The following is a 17,978-nucleotide window of genomic DNA, read 5'->3' as shown; positions in this document are numbered from 1 at the left end:
CTTTACCGCTGGTTTGGCACCAGCGCCCGCTCCAGCGCCCGGAGGAAGGAGTTCACCGTCGCCCGGTCGCGCACCGCCAGGCGCAGCCACTCCTCGTCCAGGCCCGGGAAGGTGTCCCCGCGGCGCACCGCGAAGCCCAGCTCGCGCAGCCGTCCCCGTACGGCCGCCGCCCCGGGCAGCCGTACGAGGACGAAGGGGCCCTCCGCCGGTTCCGCCACGCGCAGGCCCGCGGCGGTGAACTCCCGCAGGCCGGCGACGAGATGGGCGCGGTCGGCGGTGATGCGGTGGGCGGCGTGGGCGGCCTCGGCCAGGGCGCGCGGCTCCATGCACGCCTCCGCCGCGGCCAGCGCCGGGGTGGACACCGGCCACAGCGGCTGCGCCCGCTCCAGTTCCGCGATCGTCTCCGGGGCGGCGAGGACGTAGCCGATGCGCAGCCCGGCCAGGCCCCAGGTCTTGGTCAGGCTGCGCAGGACGACCAGACCCGGCACGTCCGTGCGTCCGGCGAGGGCCTCCCGCTCGCCCGGGACCGCGTCCATGAACGCCTCGTCCACGACCAACGTCCGCCCGGGGCGGGCCAGTTCGGCGAGGGACGCGGCCGGGTGCAGCACCGACGTCGGGTTCGTCGGGTTGCCGACGACCACCAGATCGGCGTCCCCGGGGACGGCCGCCGGGTCGAGCCGGAAACCGTCCTCCGCCCGCAGCAGCACCCGGTCCACGGTGTGCCCGGCGTCCCGCAGCGCCGCCTCCGGCTCGGTGAACTGCGGATGCACCACCACCGGCCGGCGGACCTTCAGGGCGCGCGCCAGCAGCACGAACGCCTCGGCGGCGCCCGCCGTCAGCAGCACCCGCTCCACCGGCAGCCCGTGCCGCGCCGCCACCGCCGCCCGCGCGGCCCGCCCGTCCGGGTAGGCCGCCAGCGAGGCGAGCGAGCCGGCGATCCGCTCCCGCAGCCAGGGCGGCGGGGTGTCGGCGCGGACGTTCACCGCCAGGTCGACCAGCGCCGAGCCGTCGTCCCGGACCTCGGCGTCCCCGTGGTGCCGCAGATCGTGGCCCTCAGTGCGCATGGGAGTGGGCCCCGTGGTGGTGGCCGTGGTGGTGATGGTGGCCGTCGTCGTCCGGGTGGAAGTGCGGCTGCTGCGGCAGCCCCACCTTGTCCTCGAACCCGGGCAGCGCGATCCGGTACACGCAGGAGTCGCAGTTCATCCGCAGATCACCCTTGACGGCCTCGGCGTACCGCTCCATGACCAGATCCAGCAGCTCCGGCTCCGGGCCGATCACCTCGGCCGAGCGCACCTCGACCTCCGGGTGCGCCGCCGCCCACCCCTCGGTCTGCTGCTTCACCCGGTCCGGCAGGATCCCGGTGAACAGGAAGTACGGCAGCACCACGATCCGCCGCGCGCCGAGCTTCGCGCACCGGTCCAGGCCGCTCGGCACGTCCGGCGCCGCCAGCGACACGAACGCCGTCTCCACGCCCGCGTACCCGCGCCCCTCCCACAGCAGCCGGGCCGCCTTGTGCACCTCGGCGTTGGCGTCCGGGTCCGTCGAACCGCGCCCCACCAGCAGCACCGTGACGTCCTCCCGGCCCTGCGGATCGCGCCCGCCGAGCGCCTCGTCGAGCCGCCGCTCCAGCACGTTCAGCAGCGCGGGGTGCGGGCCCAGCGGGCGGCCGTAGGTGTAGGAGATGCCGGGGTGACGCTCCTTCTCGCGGGCCAGCGCCGCCGGGATGTCGCCCTTGGCGTGTCCGGCGGACACCAGCATCAGCGGCACCGCGGCGAACCGGCGCACGCCCCGCTCCACCAGCTCGGCGACGGCGTCGCCCAGCGGCGGCGGGGACAGCTCGATGAAACCGCCCGCGACGGGCAGTTCGGGGTGGCGGCGGCCCAGCTCCCGTACGAAGTCGCGGAACGCCTCGGCCCCGGCATCGTCCCGGGTGCCATGGCCGGCGATGAGCAGCGCGGGCGGGGGGGTGGTCACGGTTTCTCCTCGGGTGAAGTGGGGTGGTACAGCAGGGCGTTCAGCGCCGCGGACGCGACCGCCGAACCGCCCTTCTCGGACACGTTGCTGACCGCGGGCAGCCCGCTGGCGCGCAACGCGGCCTTGGACTCGACCGCGCCGACGAAACCGACGGGCAGGCCGATGACGAGTGCGGGGGCGGCGTCCTGGGTCAGCAGCTCCTCCAGGGCGGTCGGCGCGTTGCCGATCACCCAGAGGGCGCCGGGCCCGACCTGCTCGTACGCCAGCCGGATGCCGTGGGCCGAACGGGTCAGACCCGGCCCGGCCACCCCGTCCCGCAGCCGGCAGACGGTCTCGCGCCGGGTGATCCCGGCCCCGACCATCTCCACGTCCACGACCACGGGCGCACCCGCGTGCAGCGCGGCGTGGGCCCGCGCGAGGTGGCCCTCGTCCATGACGAGGTCGGTCGCGTACTCCAGGTCGGCCGCGGAGTGGATGACCCGCTCCACGACCGCCCGGGTCAGCGGCGGGAAGTGTGAGGTGTCCAGCCGGGCGCGCAGCCGCCGGTAGGACTCCTCCTCGATCGGATGGACGACTCGGTTCACTTCGGGTCCTCCTGCGCGGCCTGCCAGCGGTAGCCGCGCGGCGTCACCATGCGCCCGGCGATGGTCCGGGTCGCGGTGTTGCCCACGGTCACCACCGTCATCATGTCGACCGTCGCCGGGTCCAGTTCCCCGAGCGTGGTCACCCGGGCCGCCTCGTCGGGGCGGGAGGCGTTGCGTACGACACCGACGGGCGTCGTCGGCTCCCGGTGCCCGGCGAGGATCGCCAGCGCCTTCGGCAGCTGCCAGTCCCGGCCGCGCGAGCGGGGGTTGTAGAAGGTGACCACGAGGTCCGACTCGGCCGCCGCCCGCACCCGCCGCTCGATGATCTCCCACGGTGTGTGCAGGTCGGACAGGCTGATCGAGACATGGTCGTGGCCGAGCGGAGCCCCGAGGATCGCCCCGGCCGCCAGCGCGGCGGTGACCCCGGGCACGCCGACCACCTCGATGTCGTCGCTCGCCTCCGCCAGCGCGGGCGAGGCCATCGCGTACACCCCGGCGTCCCCGCTGCCGATCAGCGCCACGGCATGCCCCTGCCGGGCCTCGGCCACCGCCGTGCGGGCCCGCTCCTCCTCGGCCCCGAGCCCCGACTCCAGCACCCGGGTGCCGGGGCGCAGCAGATCGCGGATCTGGTCGACGTACTGGTCGAGCCCGACGAGCACCGCGGCGCGCCGCAGTTCGGCCGTCGCGCGCGGGGTGAGCAGGTCCCGGGCGCCGGGTCCGAGCCCGACGACCGCGAGCCGGCCGCGCGCGGGACGCCGTACGACCGCGCAGGTGGCCATCGCCGACTTCCGCTTGGGGACGAGGAGTTCACCGCCCTCCCGCAGCGCCGCGGCCTCGGCGACGGACGGCGTGCCCACGGCGGCCAAGGGCGCGGCCGAGGGGTTGGGCACCTCGACGGCCGCCAGTTCCGCCGCCGGGTAGGTGACCAGCGGCACGCCGAGCCGCTCGGCCGCCGCGACGATGCCGGGCTCCCCGGCCTTGGCGTCCACGGTGGCGAGCCGGGCGACCGAACGGACCGACAGGCCCTCCAGGGAGCCGTGGATCAGCTCCAGGATCTCCTCCACCGGTGCCCCCTTCGAGGCGCCGACGCCGACGACGAGGGACGGCGGGCGCAGGACGGCCTCGCGCTCGGCGGGGTCGACGGCACGGTCGGTCACCCGGACCGTGTACGCGCCCTCGCCGGAGACCCTCAGCGCGGGCAGCGGCCACGCCAGCTCCGCCTTCAGAGCCACCGGTTCACCGTCCAGCAGGGCCCGCGAGACCGCGGCGACATCGCCCTCCACCGGGAAGCCGAGCGTGTCGAGACCGGGCAGACCGACGGCATCGGTCGCCGTCGTCACCACCGGCCGCGCCCCCAGCACCTCGGCGACCTCGCCGGCGAGGTCGTTGGCGCCGCCCCCGTGGCCGCCGACCAGCGACACGGCGAACCGCCCGCCCTCGTCGACGCAGACCACGCCCGGGTCGGTCCGCTTGTCACCGAGCAGCGGCGCGACCAGACGCACCACCGCCCCCGTGGCCAGGAAGCACACGAGCTGCTCGCACTCCGCGAACGCGGCCCGTACGGCGTCCGCCACGGAACCCTCGTACACGCGCGTCCGGTCCGGCCAGGCCGCGGCCAGCCGGTCCCGCGCAGCCGCCCCCGCCGCGGTGGCGGAAATCAGGCCGATCACTGAGCAACTCCTTCACGAGAAAGGGGCGTTCGCACACCCCAGAGCAGAAATACGGGATTGGTCGCCGCCAGCCGGGACACATCCCCCGGCAGCGGCGCGAGCCGCGAGGACTGCAGCAGCACCCCGTCGCAGTCGAACCCCGCCCCGGCCAGCGCCGCCCGCGCGGCCGGCACCCGGTCCAGCGCCGCCATGGCGACGACCACGGCCCGCCGGGCCCGCCGCGCACAGGCGGTCACGATGGCGGGCAGCTCCCGCCCCCCGCCCCCGATGAACACGGCGTCCGGATCGTCGAGATCGGACAGCACCGTCGGCGCGGCCCCGTGCACGGCCCGTACGTCGACCCCGTGCGCGGCCGCGTTGGCGCGGATCCGCTCGATGCCGTCCCGGGTCTTCTCCACCGCGGTGACGGCGGCGCCGAGCCGTGCGCACTCCACGGCCACCGAACCCGAGCCCGCGCCGATGTCCCAGACCAGATCGCCGAGCCGGGGCCCGAGCCTGGCCAGCGCCAGCGCCCGCACCTCGAACTTGGTGATCATGGAGTCCCGGTGGGCGAACTCCGTCTCGTCCAGCGCCCATCCGGCGGGCCCGACCGGCGGCCCGGCGACCGTCCGCACCGGCCCCAGCAGCCGCGTCTCGTCCAGGCACAGGACGACACTCACCGCCGTACCCCAGTCGCGGGCCGCGGCCTCGGCCGGCGTGACCCGCTCGACGCGCTCCTCGGCGGTGCCCAGCGCGCAGGCGACGAGCAGGACCCGCGCCTCGCACCTGAGGGCCGCGCCCAGTTCGGCGGGGCCGGACCCGGGACCGGTCAGCACGGCCACCTTCGGCCGCGCCCGGCACACGTTGACGGCCGTCCGCAGCTCCCGCCCGTGCGCGCTGACCACGACGGCGTCGTCCCACGGCACCCCGGCCCGCGCGAACGCCGCGGCCACGGACGAGACCCCGGGCCGCACCTCCAGCGCACCGGACCCGAACCGCTCGGCCAGCACCCGCACGATCCCGAAGAACCCCGGGTCGCCGGAGGCCAGCACGACCACCCGGTCCGACTTCTCCAGATGCCGCTCGATGACGTCCAGCGCCGGTGCCAGCGGACCGAGGACGACCCGCTCGGCATCGGCCGGGACGGCGGCGGCATCGAGGTGCCGCCGCCCGCCGACGACGAGCCGCGCCCCGGCCAGCACCCCGGCGGGAACCGGCGCCCCCGTCCCCGTACCGACGACCGTGATCACGTACTGGCCCCCCGCTCGCGCAGCGCACGACGCGCCTCCGGGTCCGCCTTGCGGAAGCCGTGGAAGTGACCGGGGTGGTAGAGGTGCGAGCGGGTGCCGTGCGCGGAGAGTGCCGGGCCGACCAGGAAGAGGGTGTGCTTCCAGAGCTTGTGCTCCTTCACGGTCTCCTCCAGCGTGCCCACCGTGCACCGCACGATCAGCTCCTCCGGCCAGGTGACCTGGTAGGCGACCACGACCGGGGTCTCGGTCGGATAGCCGCCCTCCAGCAGCTCCCGCACCAGCTGCCCGCTGCGGGCCGCGGACAGGAAGATCGCCATGGTGGTGCCGTGCTTGGCGAACTCCCGCACCTCCTCACCGGGCGGCATCGGCGTCTTGCCGCCGCCGAGCCGGGTCAGCACGACGGACTGCGCCACCTCCGGGATGGTCAGCTCGCGCTGGGCGAGCGCGGCGACCGCGGAGAACGCGGAGACACCGGGAATCACCTCGGTCGCGATCCCGATCCGGGCACACCGGTCGAGCTGCTCCTGCGTACCGCCCCACAGGGCCGGGTCCCCGGAGTGGATCCGGGCGACCCGCAGCCCCTCGTCCCGGGCCCGCTCGTACACCGCGACGACGTCCTCCAGGGACATGGCCGCCGAGTCGAGGATCTCCGCGTCCGCACGCGCGTGCTGCAGGACCTCCGCCTGGACCAGGCTGGCGGCCCAGATCACCACGTCGGCCTCGGCGATGGCACGCGCGGCACGGAACGTCAGCAGATCGGCGGCGCCGGGGCCGGCACCGACGAAGGTCACCTTGCCGGCGGGGGCATCGGCCATGGGGATCGGTCCTCTCGGGTGGAGCGGTTCACGGGGTGGAGCGGTTCACGGGGTGGAGCGGTTCACGGGTGGGGCGGTTTACGGGGTGGGACGGAAAAGTCAGCGGGCAAGCGGGCGTCGGACCCGCACGGAGGCGTGCCGATCGGATAGCAAGGCCCTATGGCGGTCTTCGTAGCGCTCGGCGCGTTCCTGATGACGCTGGCCGGCGGCTGGACGGCGCAACGCGTCACCGACCGCCGCCACCTCGTGCTGGGCCTGGCCGGCGGCCTGATGCTGGGCGTGGTCGGCCTGGACCTGCTCCCGGAGGCACTGGACGCGGCCGGCCAGGAGATCCACGGCGTACCGGCCGCCCTGCTCCTCTTCGTGGCCGGCTTCCTCCTCGCCCACCTGGTGGAACGGCTGCTGGCCGCCCGTCAGGCCGCGCACGGCGCCGAGGAGAAGGACGGGCGCGCCCCCGAGGTGGGCCTCACGGCGGCCGCGGCGATGGTCGGCCACAGCGCCATGGACGGCGTGGCCATCGGCGCGGCCTTCCAGATCGGCGACGGCATGGGCGCGGCGGTCGCCCTCGCCGTCATCGCCCACGACTTCGCGGACGGCTTCAACACGTACACGATCACCAGCCTGTACGGCAACGCCCGCCGCAGAGCCCTCGCGATGCTGTTCGCCGACGCGGTCGCGCCCGTGGCGGGCGCAGCGTCCACGCTCTTCGTCGACATCCCCGAGGGCCTGCTCGGCGCCTATCTCGGCCTGTTCGGCGGCGCCCTGCTCTACCTCGCGGCGGCGGAGATCCTGCCCGAGGCCCACCACGAGCACCCGGCCGGCTCGACGGTGCTGTGCACGATCGCGGGGGTGGCGTTCATCTGGCTGGTGGTCGGCGTGGCCGGCTGACCGCGGCCCGGGACCGCTCACAGCTTCCCGCCCCGCCCGCCGTCGCGCCGGGCGGGCGCGATGAGCGTGGAGAGGTACGGCAGCGGCGCCCCGTCGAGTTCGGCGGCGGGCCGGATGGACTCCTCGGGCAGCCCGAGCGCGGCACCCCACACGGCGTCGCCGATCCGCCCGGTCTCCCGCAGCGCCTCGGCGACCTCGGCGGCCTGCCGCCCGAACTTGTAGGCGACGACCGTGCCGGGCCCGGCCAGGGCGTCCTTGAGCACGCCGGCACCGGCGGTGACCGGAACGAGGGTCAGCGGCTCGGTGCCCTCGGTGAGCACGGCACCGGAGCGGGCGGCGAGATCCTGCATCGCCGTGATGCCCGGCACGGTCTCCACGGCGGTGTCCGGCAGCAGCTCCCCGATGGTCAGGGCGAGATACGTGAAGGTGGAGTACACGTTGGGATCGCCGATGGTGGCGAAGGCGACGACGGAGTGCTCGCGCAGCAGCCGCGCCACGCGCTCCCCGGCGGCGTCCCAGGCGTCCTCCCGCCGCTTGCGGTCACTGCGCTCGTTGAGCGCGAACACCACCCGTACGACCTTGTCCTCGGGCACGTAGTGCAGCACCGTCGCCTCGGCGCGCCCCCGCTCCCCGGTGTCCAGGACGGGCACCACGACGACATCGGCGGCCCGCAGAGCGTTGACCCCCTTGACGGTCACCAGCTCGGGATCGCCGGGACCCACCCCGACTCCGATCAGCCTGCTGCTGCTCATGACGTCCGGCACCTCTCCACGAACCGACGGGCGACACCGGGCCGGGACGCCCAGTGCGTGTGCAGATAACTGGCGTGCACACCGCGCTGTACAAAACCTTCGACGCGACGCTCAGGGGCGCGCACGCCCCACGCGGGGTCCGCCCCCGCCCCCGGCTCCACGACGGTCCGGTGGAACTCGTGCCCCCGCATCCGGGTCCCGGCGACGGCGAGCGAACTGTCACTCACCGCCACGGCATCCCGGTAGCCGAGGGTGAGCCGCTCCGACATCCGCGCCTCGGCATCGAGGACCCCGCACATCGGCAGCCCGTCGAGCTCCCGGCACAGATAGAGCAGCCCGGCACATTCGGCGGCGACGGGAGCGCCGCTCAGGGCGAGCTCGGTGACGGCCTTGCGCAGGGGCTCGTTGGCGGACAGCTCGGCCGCGTACACCTCCGGGAACCCACCCCCGATGACCAGACCCCGGGTCCCGTCGGGCAGCTCCTCGTCCCGCAGCGGATCGAAGGGGACGACATCGGCACCGGCGGCGGTGAGCAGTTCCGCGTGTTCGGCGTAGGAGAAGGTGAACGCGGGCCCGCCGGCGAGGGCGACGGTCACCCGTTCAGTCCGTCCGGCCCCCTCATCCGGAGACCAGGCGGCACCCGGCACCGCCCCCGCAGCCCGCGCCAGCGCCAGCAACCCCTCCAGATCACACCCCGCGGCCACCTGCGCCCCCATCGCGGCGACGGCCTCCACCGCCGCCGAACGCCGCTCGGCAACCGGCACCAAACCCAGATGCCGAGAAGGCGTGTCGACCCGCGCGACCCGCCGCAGCACCCCCAGCACGGGCACCCCGACCGACTCCAGCGCCTCCCGCAGCAACCCCTCGTGCCGATCCGACGCGACCTTGTTCAGGATCACGCCCCCGACCCGGACCTCCGGATCCCACGACACGAACCCGTGCACCAGCGCCGCGACGGACCGCGACTGCGAGGACGCGTCCACCACCAGCACCACCGGCGCCCGCAACACCTTCGCCACCTGGGCGGTGGACGCCAGTTCACCCTCGCCCGCGGCCCCGTCGTACAGCCCCATCACGCCCTCGACCACGGCGAGGTCGCATCCGCGCGCCCCGTGCAGGAACAGCGGCCCGACCAGCTCGGGCCCGCACAGATACGCGTCGAGATTGCGCCCCGTCCGCCCGGTCGCGAGCGCGTGATACCCGGGATCGATGTAGTCGGGCCCCACCTTGTGCGCGGACACGGCAAGCCCGCGCGCGGCGAACGCGGCCATCAGCCCGGTGGCGACGGTGGTCTTGCCGCTGCCGGAGGCCGGCGCGGCGATGACCAGACGGGGGACCGCGGACATCACCACTCGATGCCCCTCTGCCCCTTCTGCCCGGCGTCCATCGGATGCTTCACCTTGGACATGTCGGTCACGAGATCGGCGAGGTCGACGAGCTTTTCGGGGGCGTTCCGCCCGGTGATCACCACATGCTGGGTCCCGGGCCGGTCGCGCAGCACCTCGACGACCTCATCGGTGTCGACCCACCCCCAGTGCATCGGGTAGGCGAACTCGTCGAGCACGTACAGCCGGTACGTCTCGGCCGCCAGGTCGCGCTTGACCTGCTCCCAGCCCTCCCGGGCCTTCTCCTCGTTGTCCATCTGGGCGTCGCGCTGCACCCACGACCAGCCCTCGCCCATCTTGTGCCAGTCGACGGACCCGCCCTCACCACTGGCACCGAGCACCCGCAGCGCGTTCTCCTCGCCGACCTTCCACTTGGCCGACTTCACGAACTGGAACACCCCGATCGGCCACCCCTGGTTCCAGGCGCGCAGCGCGAGCCCGAAAGCGGCGGTCGACTTGCCCTTCCCGATGCCCGTGTGGACCACGACCAACGGCCGGTTACGCCGCTGACGCGTCGTCAGCCCGTCGTCCGGAATCACACTCGGCTGCCCCTGAGGCATTACGCGGCCCTCCTCTGTACGTCCTTGACCAGCCCGGCGATCGAGTCGGCCCGCAACTCGTCCAGCGTCACGGCCGTACCCCCCAGCTCCCCGGCCAACTGCCCGGCGAGACCGAGCCGTACGGGCCCGGACTCGCAGTCCACGACGACCGACGCGATCCCCTCGGCCGCGAACAGCCGGGCCGCCCGTCCGGCCAGCGCGACCGGCTCCGGCCCACCGGTGGCGCGTCCGTCGGTCACGACCACGAGCAGCGCCCGCCGGGCGGGATCCCGCAGCCGCTCCACCCGCAGCACGTCATGCGCCTTCAGCAGCCCGGCGGCGAGCGGCGTACGCCCGCCCGTGGGCAACGACTCCAGCCGGCCCGCCGCCGCGTCCACGGACGAGGTCGGCGGCAGCGCCACCTCCGCGGCCGAGCCCCGGAAGGTCACCAGCCCCACCTTGTCCCGCCGCTGGTAGGCGTCCAGCAGCAGCGACAGCACGGCCCCCTTCACCGCGGCCATCCGCTGCCGGGCCGCCATCGACCCGGACGCGTCGACCACGAACAGCACGAGATTGGACTCGTGGCCCTCCCGCACCGCCTGCCGCAGATCGTCCCGCCGCACCACGAGCCCGGCTCCCGTGCGCCCCCGCGCCCTCTGATGCGGCGCGGCGGCCTGCACGGTGGCCGCCAGGTGCAGCTTGGTCAGCGCGCCCCGGGGCCGCCGCGCACCCGTCGTCCGCCCCTGCTCGGTACGCGCCCGCGACCGCCGCCCGGCGGCACCCTCGCCGAGGCCGGGCACGTTCAGCACCTTGGTGCGGAACGGTTCGCAGGCGCGTACGGCGGGCTGCTCGCCCGCGCCCGAGGGCTGCGGCTCGCCGCCCTCCCCGGCCTCGGGGGGCGCGCCCGCGTCCCCGCCCTCCGGGCCCTCGTCGGGCTCGGGCGCGCCACCGCCGCCTCCGCCGGGGCCGTCCGGACCGGGATCGGGGTCGTCGTCCTCCCCGGCGAACTCCTCCAGCGTCTGGTCGAGCTTGTCCTCGTCGAGTCCCGGCGCGTCGAAGGGGTTGCGCCGCCGGCGGTGCGGCAGCGCGAGCAGCGCGGCCTGCCGTACGTCCTCGGCCAGCACCTCCGTCCGCCCGGCCCACGCGGCCAGCGCGGTGGCGGTGCGCGCCATCACGATGTCGGCGCGCATCCCGTCCACCTCGAAGGCGGCACAGGTCGCCGCGATCTGCCGGAGCGCCCCGTCCCCGAGCCGCACCGACGGCAGCACCTCCCGCGCGGCGACGATCCGTTGCCGTACCGACGCCTCCTCGTCCGCCCAACGGGCCGCGAAGCCGCCCGGATCGTCGTCGTAGGCGAGCCGCCGCCGGACCACCTCCACCCGCTGGTCGGGCTCCCGGGAGGCGGCGACCTCGACGGTCAGCCCGAACCGGTCGAGGAGCTGCGGCCGCAGCTCGCCCTCCTCGGGGTTCATGGTGCCGACGAGCAGGAACTTCGAGGCGTGCCGTACGGAGACACCCTCCCGCTCCACGTACGACGCGCCCATCGCCGCCGCGTCGAGGAGCAGGTCGACCAGGTGGTCGTGGAGGAGGTTGACCTCGTCGACGTAGAGGATCCCGCGGTGCGCGTCGGCCAGCAGGCCCGGCTCGAAGGCCTTCACGCCCTCGGCGAGCGCCCGCTCGATGTCCAGGGCGCCCACCAGCCGGTCCTCGGAGGCCCCGACGGGCAGTTCGACCATGCGGGCGGGCCGGGCGGTACCGGGCCCGTCCTCGTGCGGCCCGTCCGGGCAGGCCGGGTCGGGCCGCGCCGGATCACAGGAGAACCGGCACCCGGGCACGACGGCCACCTCGGGCAGCAGCGCCGAAAGCGCGCGTACCGCCGTCGACTTGGCGGTGCCTTTCTCGCCGCGCACCAGCACACCGCCGACGGCCGGGGACACGGCGTTCAGCAGCAGCGCGAGCCGCAGGTCGTCCTGGCCGACCACGGCCGTGAACGGGAAGGGGGTGGTCACTGGTCGCCCTCCAAGTCGCCTTCCAGCTCCAGATACGTGGCCCGCAGCCGCTCCAGCGTCTCCGCGTCCGGCTCCGCCCACAGCCCGCGGTCCGCGGCCTCCAGCAGCCGCTCGGTGATGCCGCGCAGCGCCCAGGGGTTGGACTTCTTCATGAAGTCCCGGTTCTCCGGGTCGAAGACGTACTCGGCGCTGAGCTTCTCGTACATCCAGTCGTCCACCACGCCCGCCGTGGCGTCGTAGCCGAAGAGGTAGTCCACGGTCGCCGCCATCTCGAAGGCGCCCTTGTAGCCGTGCCGCCGCATCGCCGCCATCCAGCGCGGGTTGACCACGCGGGCCCGGAAGACCCGGTGCGTCTCCTCGCCCAGCGTGCGGGTCTTCACCTGGTCGGGGGTGGCGGAGTCGCCGACGTACGCCTCGGGGGACGCGCCCGTCAGATGGCGGACCATGGCCACCATGCCGCCGTGGTACTGGAAGTAGTCGTCCGCGTCGACGAGATCGTGCTCACGGGTGTCGACGTTCTTCGCCGCGACCGCGATCCGCCTGAACGCCGTCTCCATGTCCCCGCGCGCCGCCCGCCCGTCGAGCCCGCGCCCGTAGGCGTAGCCGCCCCACACGGCGTACACCTCGGCGAGGTCGGCGTCGGAGCGCCAGTTGCGGGCGTCGATCAGCGGCAGCAGACCGGCGCCGTACGCGCCCGGCTTGGAGCCGAAGACGCGTGCCGTCGCCCGCCGCCGGTCACCGTGCTCGGCGGTGTCCTCCTCCACGTGCTTGCGGACGAAGTTGGACTCGGCGGGCTCCGCCAGCTCGGCCACCGCCCGTACCGCGTCGTCGATCAGCGCGACCACATGCGGGAACGCGTCCCGGAAGAACCCGGAGATCCGGACGGTGACGTCGATGCGCGGCCGTCCCAGCTCCGGCAGCGGCACCACCTCGAACCCGGTCACCCGGCGCGAGGCGTCGTCCCACACCGGGCGGCAGCCCAGCAGCGCCAGGATCTCCGCGATGTCGTCACCCTGGGTGCGCATCGCCGACGTGCCCCACACCGTGAGCCCGACGGACTTCGGGTACTCCCCGGTGTCCTGGAGGTAGCGGGCCACCAGCGAGTCGGCGAGGGACTGGCCGACCTCCCAACTGAGCCGGGACGGAATGGCCTTGGGGTCGACCGAGTAGAAGTTGCGGCCGGTCGGCAGGACGTTCACCAGACCGCGGGTCGGCGACCCGGACGGGCCCGCCGGGACGTAACCGCCGTCCAGGGCCCGCAGAATGTGCCCGATCTCGTCGGTCGTCCGCGCGAGCCGCGGCACGACCTCGTCGCAGGCGAACTCCAGCACGGCGACGGCGTCGGGCAGTTCGGTGCCGAGCACCTCCCGCACCAGAGCGGGGACCCCGGCGGCCTGCCAGTCCCGCTCCTCCATGCCCTCCGCCACCCGGCGGCACAGCTGCTCCAGCAGATCGATCGCGTCGGCGGCCGTACGCGCGGGCCCCTCCACCAGGTCCGACAGCTCCACCGGCACCTTCAGCGGCGCGCCCGGCTCGGCCAGCAACTCCTTCTCGCTGAGCCCGAAATGGGCCGCGATGGACGCCCTGAGGCCGGGCAGCGCGTTCGCCTTCCCGCCCCACACCTGCGCGGCGCGCAACACGGCGAGCACCAGGTTCACCCGCGGCTCACCGACCGGGCCGCCGCCGAGGATGTGCAGGCCGTCCCGGATCTGCACGTCCTTGATCTCGCACAGATAGCCGTCGATGTGCATGACGAACTCGTCGAACTCGGTGTCGTCCGGCTGCTCGTCGACATGCAGGTCGTGATGGAGCTCGGCCGCCTTCACCAGCGTCCAGATCTGCGCGCGCACGGCCGGCGCCTTCGTCGGGTCCAGGTCGGAGACGAGCGCGTACTCGTCGAGCAGCTGCTCCAGCTTCGCCAGGTCACCGTAGGTGTCCGCGCGCGCCATCGGCGGTACGAGGTGGTCGACGACCGTGGCGTGGCCGCGCCGCTTGGCCTGGGTGCCCTCGCCGGGGTCGTTGACGATGAAGGGGTAGATGAGGGGGAGTTCACCGAGTACGGCGTCCGGCGCGCAGCCCCCGCTCAGCCCGAGCCCCTTCCCCGGCAGCCACTCCATCGTGCCGTGCTTGCCCATGTGGACGATCGCGTCGGCGCCGAAGGAGTTGTCCAGCCAGCGGTAGGCCGCCATGTAGTGGTGGGACGGCGGCATGTCCGGGTCGTGGTAGATCGCGATCGGGTTCTCCCCGAAGCCGCGCGGCGGCTGGATCATGACCACGACGTTCCCGAACTGCAGGGAGGCGAGCACGATGTCGTCCCCGTCGACGTACAGCGAGCCCGGCGGTTCACCCCAGGCTTCCAGCATGGCGTCCCTGAGCTGCGGGTCGAGCCGGTCGAACCACGCCTGGTAGTCCGCCAGCGGCACCCGCGCGGGCGCGGAGGCCAGCTGCTCCTCGGTCAGCCACTCGACGTCGTGGCCGCCGGCCTCGATGAGCCGGTGGATCAACTCGTCGCCGTCGGAGGGGTATTCCGTGACCCCGTACCCGGCTTCCTTCAGCGCGTCCAGCACCCGCACCGCCGAGACGGGCGTGTCGAGACCGACCGCGTTGCCGACCCGGGAGTGCTTGGTCGGGTAGGCGGTGAAGACGAGCGCCAGCTTCTTCTCGGCGTTCGGCTTGTGGCGCAACCGCGCGTGCCGTACGGCGATTCCGGCGACGCGCGCGGCCCGCTCGGGGTCGGCGGCGTACACCGGGACGTCGTCGGGGCCCTGCTCCTTGAAGGAGAACGGCACGGTGATCAGCCGGCCGTCGAACTCCGGGATCGCGACCTGCATGGCCGCGTCCATGGGGGAGAGGGCGGCGTCGGACTCGTCCCAGGCCCGGCGCGAGGAGGTCAGGCAGAGCCCTTGCAGCACGGGGATGTCGAGGTCGGCGAGGGCTCCGATGTCCCACGCCTCCTCGTCGCCGCCGGCCGACGCCTGGGAGGCGTGCGTACCGCCGGCGGCGAGGACCGTGGCGACGAGGGCGTCGGCCCGGCCGAGGATCTCGTACAGCCCCATGTCCGCGCCGCGCAGTGAACCGCAGTACACCGGAAGGGCGTTGGCGCCGCGGGCCTCGATGGCGTCGCAGAGCGTGTCCACGAACGCGGTGTTGCCGCTGAGCTCATGGGCCCGGTAGAAGAGCACGCCGACGGTCGGGCGGCCGCTCTCCTGTGCGCGGGAGCCATGGACGCCGTACTCCGGCATCTGCTGCGGTTCCAGGAACCCCTCGCCGGTCAGCAGCACGGTGTCGGAGAGGAACCGGGCGAGTTCGGTGAGGTTGGCGGACCCGCCCTCGACGAGGTAGCGCAGCGCCTCGGCGACCACCCCGGCGGGCACCGACGACTCGGCCATCAACTCGGCGTCCGGGACGCTCTCCCCGCCCAGCAGCACCGTCGGGATGCCGGACGCCTTCAGCGCGGCGAGCCCGTCCTCCCAGGCGCGCTTGCCGCCGAGCAGCCGGACGACGGCGATGTCGGCGCCCGCGAGGAGCGCGGGCAGTTCCTCGGCGACGTCCACGCGGGTCGGGTTGCCGATCCGGTAGGAGGCGCCGGACGCGGCCCTGGCCGCCAGCAGATCCGTGTCGGCGGTCGACAACAACAACACTGTGCTCATGCGGGCGCTCCCGGTGGAATGAAAGGCAGTCCTTGCGGCGCGCCCGACTCGATGAGCCGCCAGAGCGCGTCGGTGTCCGCGTGCTGTTCGATCAGATCGCCCAGCCGGTCCAGCTGTTCCTCGCGCAGGGCGGCGAAGGAGGTGTCGGGGGCCGGTACGAAGCGGCGGCCCGCGGCGGCCGCCACCTCCCGCAGGAACGCCCGGCGGAAACCGTCCGACTCCAGCGAGCCGTGCCAGTGCGTGCCCCAGGTCTGCCCGACCCGGCAGCCGTCGAGGCTGTTTCCCTCGTCATCGCAGATGAACGCCTCGCCGCCCGCCACGGAGGCGACCCCGTGGTGGATCTCGTACCCCTCGACCCGCTCGCCGAGGGCTTCCCCCACCGGCCGGGTGAGGGTCTTCTCGCGCGCGAACCGCACCCGTACGGGCAGGACGCCGAGCCCGTCGACCCGGCCCCTGCGGCTCTCCACGTCGTCCTCGATGTGCTCGCCGAGCACCTGGAAGCCGCCGCAGATGCCGAGCACGGGCCGCTGTTCGGCGGCCCTGCGGACGAGGGCGTCGGCGAGCCCCCGCGCGCGCAGCCACTCCAGCGCCTTCACCGTGCCCCGGGTCCCGGGCACCACGACGAGGTCGGCGTCGGTGAGTTCCTCCGGCCGGTCCACGAACCGCACGACGACACCCGGCTCGGCGGCCAGCGCGTCGACGTCGGTGAAGTTGGACATGAGCGGGACCGCGCAGACGGCCACCCGCAGCACGTCCGCGCCGACGGGCGGGGCAACCACGGACTCCCGCACGGTCCCGCGCAGGGAGACGCGCAGTCCGTCCTCCTCGTCGATGCCGAGCCCGTGCCGGAAGGGCAGGACGCCGTAGGTGCGGCGCCCGGTGAGGTCGTGCAGCATGTCGAGGCCGGGTTCCAGCAGCGAGACGTCGCCGCGGAACTTGTTGACCAGGAACCCGGCGACGAGTTCCTGGTCCTCGCGGGAGAGGAGCGCCACCGTCCCGAAGAAGGAGGCGAAGACGCCCCCGCGGTCGATGTCACCCACCACCAGCACGGGCAGCCGGGCGCGGCGCGCGACGCCCATGTTGACGATGTCGGTGCGCCGCAGATTGATCTCGGCCGGCGAACCGGCCCCCTCGCAGATCACGGCGTCGTACGTGTCCCGCAGCTCGGCGAGGCAGTCGAGCACGGTCCCGAGGAGCTGCTGCTGCCGCCCGCCGTGATAGCCGCGCGCGCTCAACTCGCCCATAGGCTTGCCCATGAGCACGACCTGACTGCTCTGCTCGCCGCCCGGCTTGAGCAGCACCGGGTTCATCAGCGCGGTCGGTTCGACGCGGCAGGCCTGCGCCTGCATGGCCTGCGCCCGGCCGATCTCGGCGCCCTCGCGGGTGACGAAGGAGTTCAGCGACATGTTCTGCGCCTTGAAGGGCGCGACCTTCACCCCCTGCCGGACCAGCCAGCGACAGATTCCGGCGGTGACGACACTCTTTCCGGCGTCGGAGGTGGTACCGGCGACCAGGAGACCTCCGCTGCTCATGACCGCCTCCCCGCCACGACGCGGCGCGCGGCGGCGCTGACCGCCAGCGCCAGCCAGCTCACCCGCCGGGACAGCCGTACGGCCCGCTCGATGTCCCCGACCTCCACAGCACGCCCTTCCCCGTTCAGCACCGGCCGGTGCTCGATCCGTCCGCCGTACGACAAGGTCCCCCCGAGCCGCACCCCCAGCGCCCCCGCGAACGACGCCTCCACGGGCCCCGCGTTGGGGCTCGGATGCTGCGCCGCGTCGGCGCGCCAGGCCCGCACCGCACCCCGCGGATCGCCTCCGGCGACGGCGGCGAGTACGGCGGTCAGCCGCGCCCCCGGCCACCCGGCGACGTCGTCGAGGCGCGCGGAGGCCCAGCCGTAGCGCCGGTAGCGGGGCGACTTGTGGCCGACCATGGCGTCGAGGGTGTTCACGGCCCGGAACCCGAGGAGGCCCGGGACCGAGCCCACAGCGCCCCACACCAGTGCTCCCACGACGGCGTCGGAGGTGTTCTCGGCGACGGACTCCACCACCGCCCGCGCGATCCCGTCGGCGTCCAGCGCGTGCGGATCCCGCCCGCACAGATGCGGCAGCCGCGCCCGCGCCGCCTCGACGTCCCCCGCCCGCAGCGCCCGCCCGACGGTCCGGGCCTCCCGCCCGAGCGAAGTCCCCCCGACCACCGCCCAGGTGGCGGCAGCGGTCAGCGCGACACGAGCGGCGGGGGAGCGGCGTACCGCACGGGAGGCGAGGGCACCCACGGCGACGGCGCCACCGGCGCACACGGCGGTGTGCAGCGCGCCCCGGCCGCGGTCGTCCCGCCACAGCCGCCGTTCCACGGCGCTCGCGGCCCGCCCGAACACGGCGACCGGATGCCCGCGGCGGGGATCGCCGAGGATCAGGTCACCGAGGAGGCCGGCGGCGGCGCCGTACGCGAAGACGCGATCGGCCCGCATCGGCTCAGCCGGC

General features: G+C 74.3%; 14 protein-coding genes. 1 reads left to right on the top strand and 13 read right to left on the bottom strand.

The window, feature by feature from the left end:
* Positions 1-2 precede the first annotated feature (2 nt).
* From cobC to cobM, 6 genes are read right to left on the bottom strand one after another with little or no spacing between them, the layout of a single operon-like run.
* Entirely contained in the window at positions 3-1,064 is a 1,062-nt protein-coding gene (gene cobC / locus ACWD1Z_RS28395) for an Rv2231c family pyridoxal phosphate-dependent protein CobC (RefSeq protein ID WP_451122430.1), read from the bottom strand.
* Entirely contained in the window at positions 1,054-1,974 is a 921-nt protein-coding gene (locus ACWD1Z_RS28390) for a sirohydrochlorin chelatase (RefSeq protein WP_451122429.1), read from the bottom strand. Before ACWD1Z_RS28390 ends, cobC begins: the two co-directional genes overlap by 11 nt.
* Positions 1,971-2,558, bottom strand: coding sequence for a precorrin-8X methylmutase (locus tag ACWD1Z_RS28385; RefSeq protein ID WP_451122428.1), 588 nt, complete (start codon positions 2,556-2,558; stop codon positions 1,971-1,973). Before ACWD1Z_RS28385 ends, ACWD1Z_RS28390 begins: the two co-directional genes overlap by 4 nt.
* Positions 2,555-4,228 carry a precorrin-3B C(17)-methyltransferase gene (gene cobJ, locus ACWD1Z_RS28380; RefSeq protein ID WP_451122427.1) on the bottom strand — a complete coding sequence of 558 codons (1,674 nt, stop codon included), beginning with the start codon at positions 4,226-4,228 and terminating at the stop codon, positions 2,555-2,557. Before cobJ ends, ACWD1Z_RS28385 begins: the two co-directional genes overlap by 4 nt.
* On the bottom strand, positions 4,225-5,457 hold the full coding sequence (gene cbiE / locus ACWD1Z_RS28375; protein ID WP_451122426.1) for a precorrin-6y C5,15-methyltransferase (decarboxylating) subunit CbiE: 1,233 nt from the start codon (positions 5,455-5,457) through the stop codon (positions 4,225-4,227). Before cbiE ends, cobJ begins: the two co-directional genes overlap by 4 nt.
* Positions 5,454-6,272: a precorrin-4 C(11)-methyltransferase gene (gene cobM, locus ACWD1Z_RS28370; protein WP_451122425.1), complete on the bottom strand. Its 819-nt coding sequence runs from the start codon at positions 6,270-6,272 to the stop codon at positions 5,454-5,456. Before cobM ends, cbiE begins: the two co-directional genes overlap by 4 nt.
* A 159-nt stretch (positions 6,273-6,431) precedes the next feature.
* Between cobM and ACWD1Z_RS28365 the strand changes: the two genes are divergently transcribed.
* Positions 6,432-7,160: a ZIP family metal transporter gene (locus ACWD1Z_RS28365; RefSeq protein ID WP_451122424.1), complete on the top strand. Its 729-nt coding sequence runs from the start codon at positions 6,432-6,434 to the stop codon at positions 7,158-7,160.
* A gap of 17 nt (positions 7,161-7,177) precedes the next feature.
* Here the strand turns inward: ACWD1Z_RS28365 and cobI are convergent, their stop codons facing one another.
* From cobI to ACWD1Z_RS28330, 7 genes are read right to left on the bottom strand one after another with little or no spacing between them, the layout of a single operon-like run.
* Complete coding sequence (cobI, locus tag ACWD1Z_RS28360) at positions 7,178-7,924, bottom strand: precorrin-2 C(20)-methyltransferase (protein ID WP_451122423.1); 747 nt, start codon at positions 7,922-7,924, stop codon at positions 7,178-7,180.
* Entirely contained in the window at positions 7,909-9,258 is a 1,350-nt protein-coding gene (locus ACWD1Z_RS28355) for a cobyrinate a,c-diamide synthase (RefSeq protein WP_451122422.1), read from the bottom strand. Before ACWD1Z_RS28355 ends, cobI begins: the two co-directional genes overlap by 16 nt.
* Entirely contained in the window at positions 9,258-9,857 is a 600-nt protein-coding gene (gene cobO / locus ACWD1Z_RS28350; protein WP_451122421.1) for a cob(I)yrinic acid a,c-diamide adenosyltransferase, read from the bottom strand. Before cobO ends, ACWD1Z_RS28355 begins: the two co-directional genes overlap by 1 nt.
* Positions 9,857-11,845, bottom strand: coding sequence for a putative cobaltochelatase (locus tag ACWD1Z_RS28345; RefSeq protein ID WP_451122420.1), 1,989 nt, complete (start codon positions 11,843-11,845; stop codon positions 9,857-9,859). Before ACWD1Z_RS28345 ends, cobO begins: the two co-directional genes overlap by 1 nt.
* On the bottom strand, positions 11,842-15,495 hold the full coding sequence (cobN, locus tag ACWD1Z_RS28340) for a cobaltochelatase subunit CobN (RefSeq protein WP_451122419.1): 3,654 nt from the start codon (positions 15,493-15,495) through the stop codon (positions 11,842-11,844). The genes ACWD1Z_RS28345 and cobN overlap by 4 nt, the downstream gene beginning before the upstream one ends.
* On the bottom strand, positions 15,492-17,027 hold the full coding sequence (locus ACWD1Z_RS28335) for a cobyric acid synthase (RefSeq protein WP_451122418.1): 1,536 nt from the start codon (positions 17,025-17,027) through the stop codon (positions 15,492-15,494). The genes cobN and ACWD1Z_RS28335 overlap by 4 nt, the downstream gene beginning before the upstream one ends.
* Entirely contained in the window at positions 17,024-17,965 is a 942-nt protein-coding gene (locus ACWD1Z_RS28330) for a cobalamin biosynthesis protein (protein ID WP_451122417.1), read from the bottom strand. The genes ACWD1Z_RS28335 and ACWD1Z_RS28330 overlap by 4 nt, the downstream gene beginning before the upstream one ends.
* Positions 17,966-17,978 lie beyond the last annotated feature (13 nt).

This window comes from Streptomyces sp. NPDC002784, assembly GCF_053592135.1.
The sequence above is the reverse complement of the archived record's forward strand: the minus strand, read 5'-3'. Positions and strand labels throughout refer to the sequence as shown.

Bases quoted from the DNA above. Each gene is read 5' to 3' on its own strand.
- ACWD1Z_RS28355 (WP_451122422.1), bottom strand. From the start codon at position 9,258: ATGTCCGCGGTCCCCCGTCTGGTCATCGCCGCGCCGGCCTCCGGCAGC.
- cobM (WP_451122425.1), bottom strand. From the start codon at position 6,272: ATGGCCGATGCCCCCGCCGGCAAGGTGACCTTCGTCGGTGCCGGCCCC.
- cobO (WP_451122421.1), bottom strand. From the start codon at position 9,857: ATGCCTCAGGGGCAGCCGAGTGTGATTCCGGACGACGGGCTGACGACG.
- ACWD1Z_RS28330 (WP_451122417.1), bottom strand. From the start codon at position 17,965: ATGCGGGCCGATCGCGTCTTCGCGTACGGCGCCGCCGCCGGCCTCCTC.
- cobN (WP_451122419.1), bottom strand. From the start codon at position 15,495: ATGAGCACAGTGTTGTTGTTGTCGACCGCCGACACGGATCTGCTGGCG.
- ACWD1Z_RS28365 (WP_451122424.1), top strand. From the start codon at position 6,432: ATGGCGGTCTTCGTAGCGCTCGGCGCGTTCCTGATGACGCTGGCCGGC.
- ACWD1Z_RS28335 (WP_451122418.1), bottom strand. From the start codon at position 17,027: ATGAGCAGCGGAGGTCTCCTGGTCGCCGGTACCACCTCCGACGCCGGA.
- cobC (WP_451122430.1), bottom strand. From the start codon at position 1,064: ATGCGCACTGAGGGCCACGATCTGCGGCACCACGGGGACGCCGAGGTC.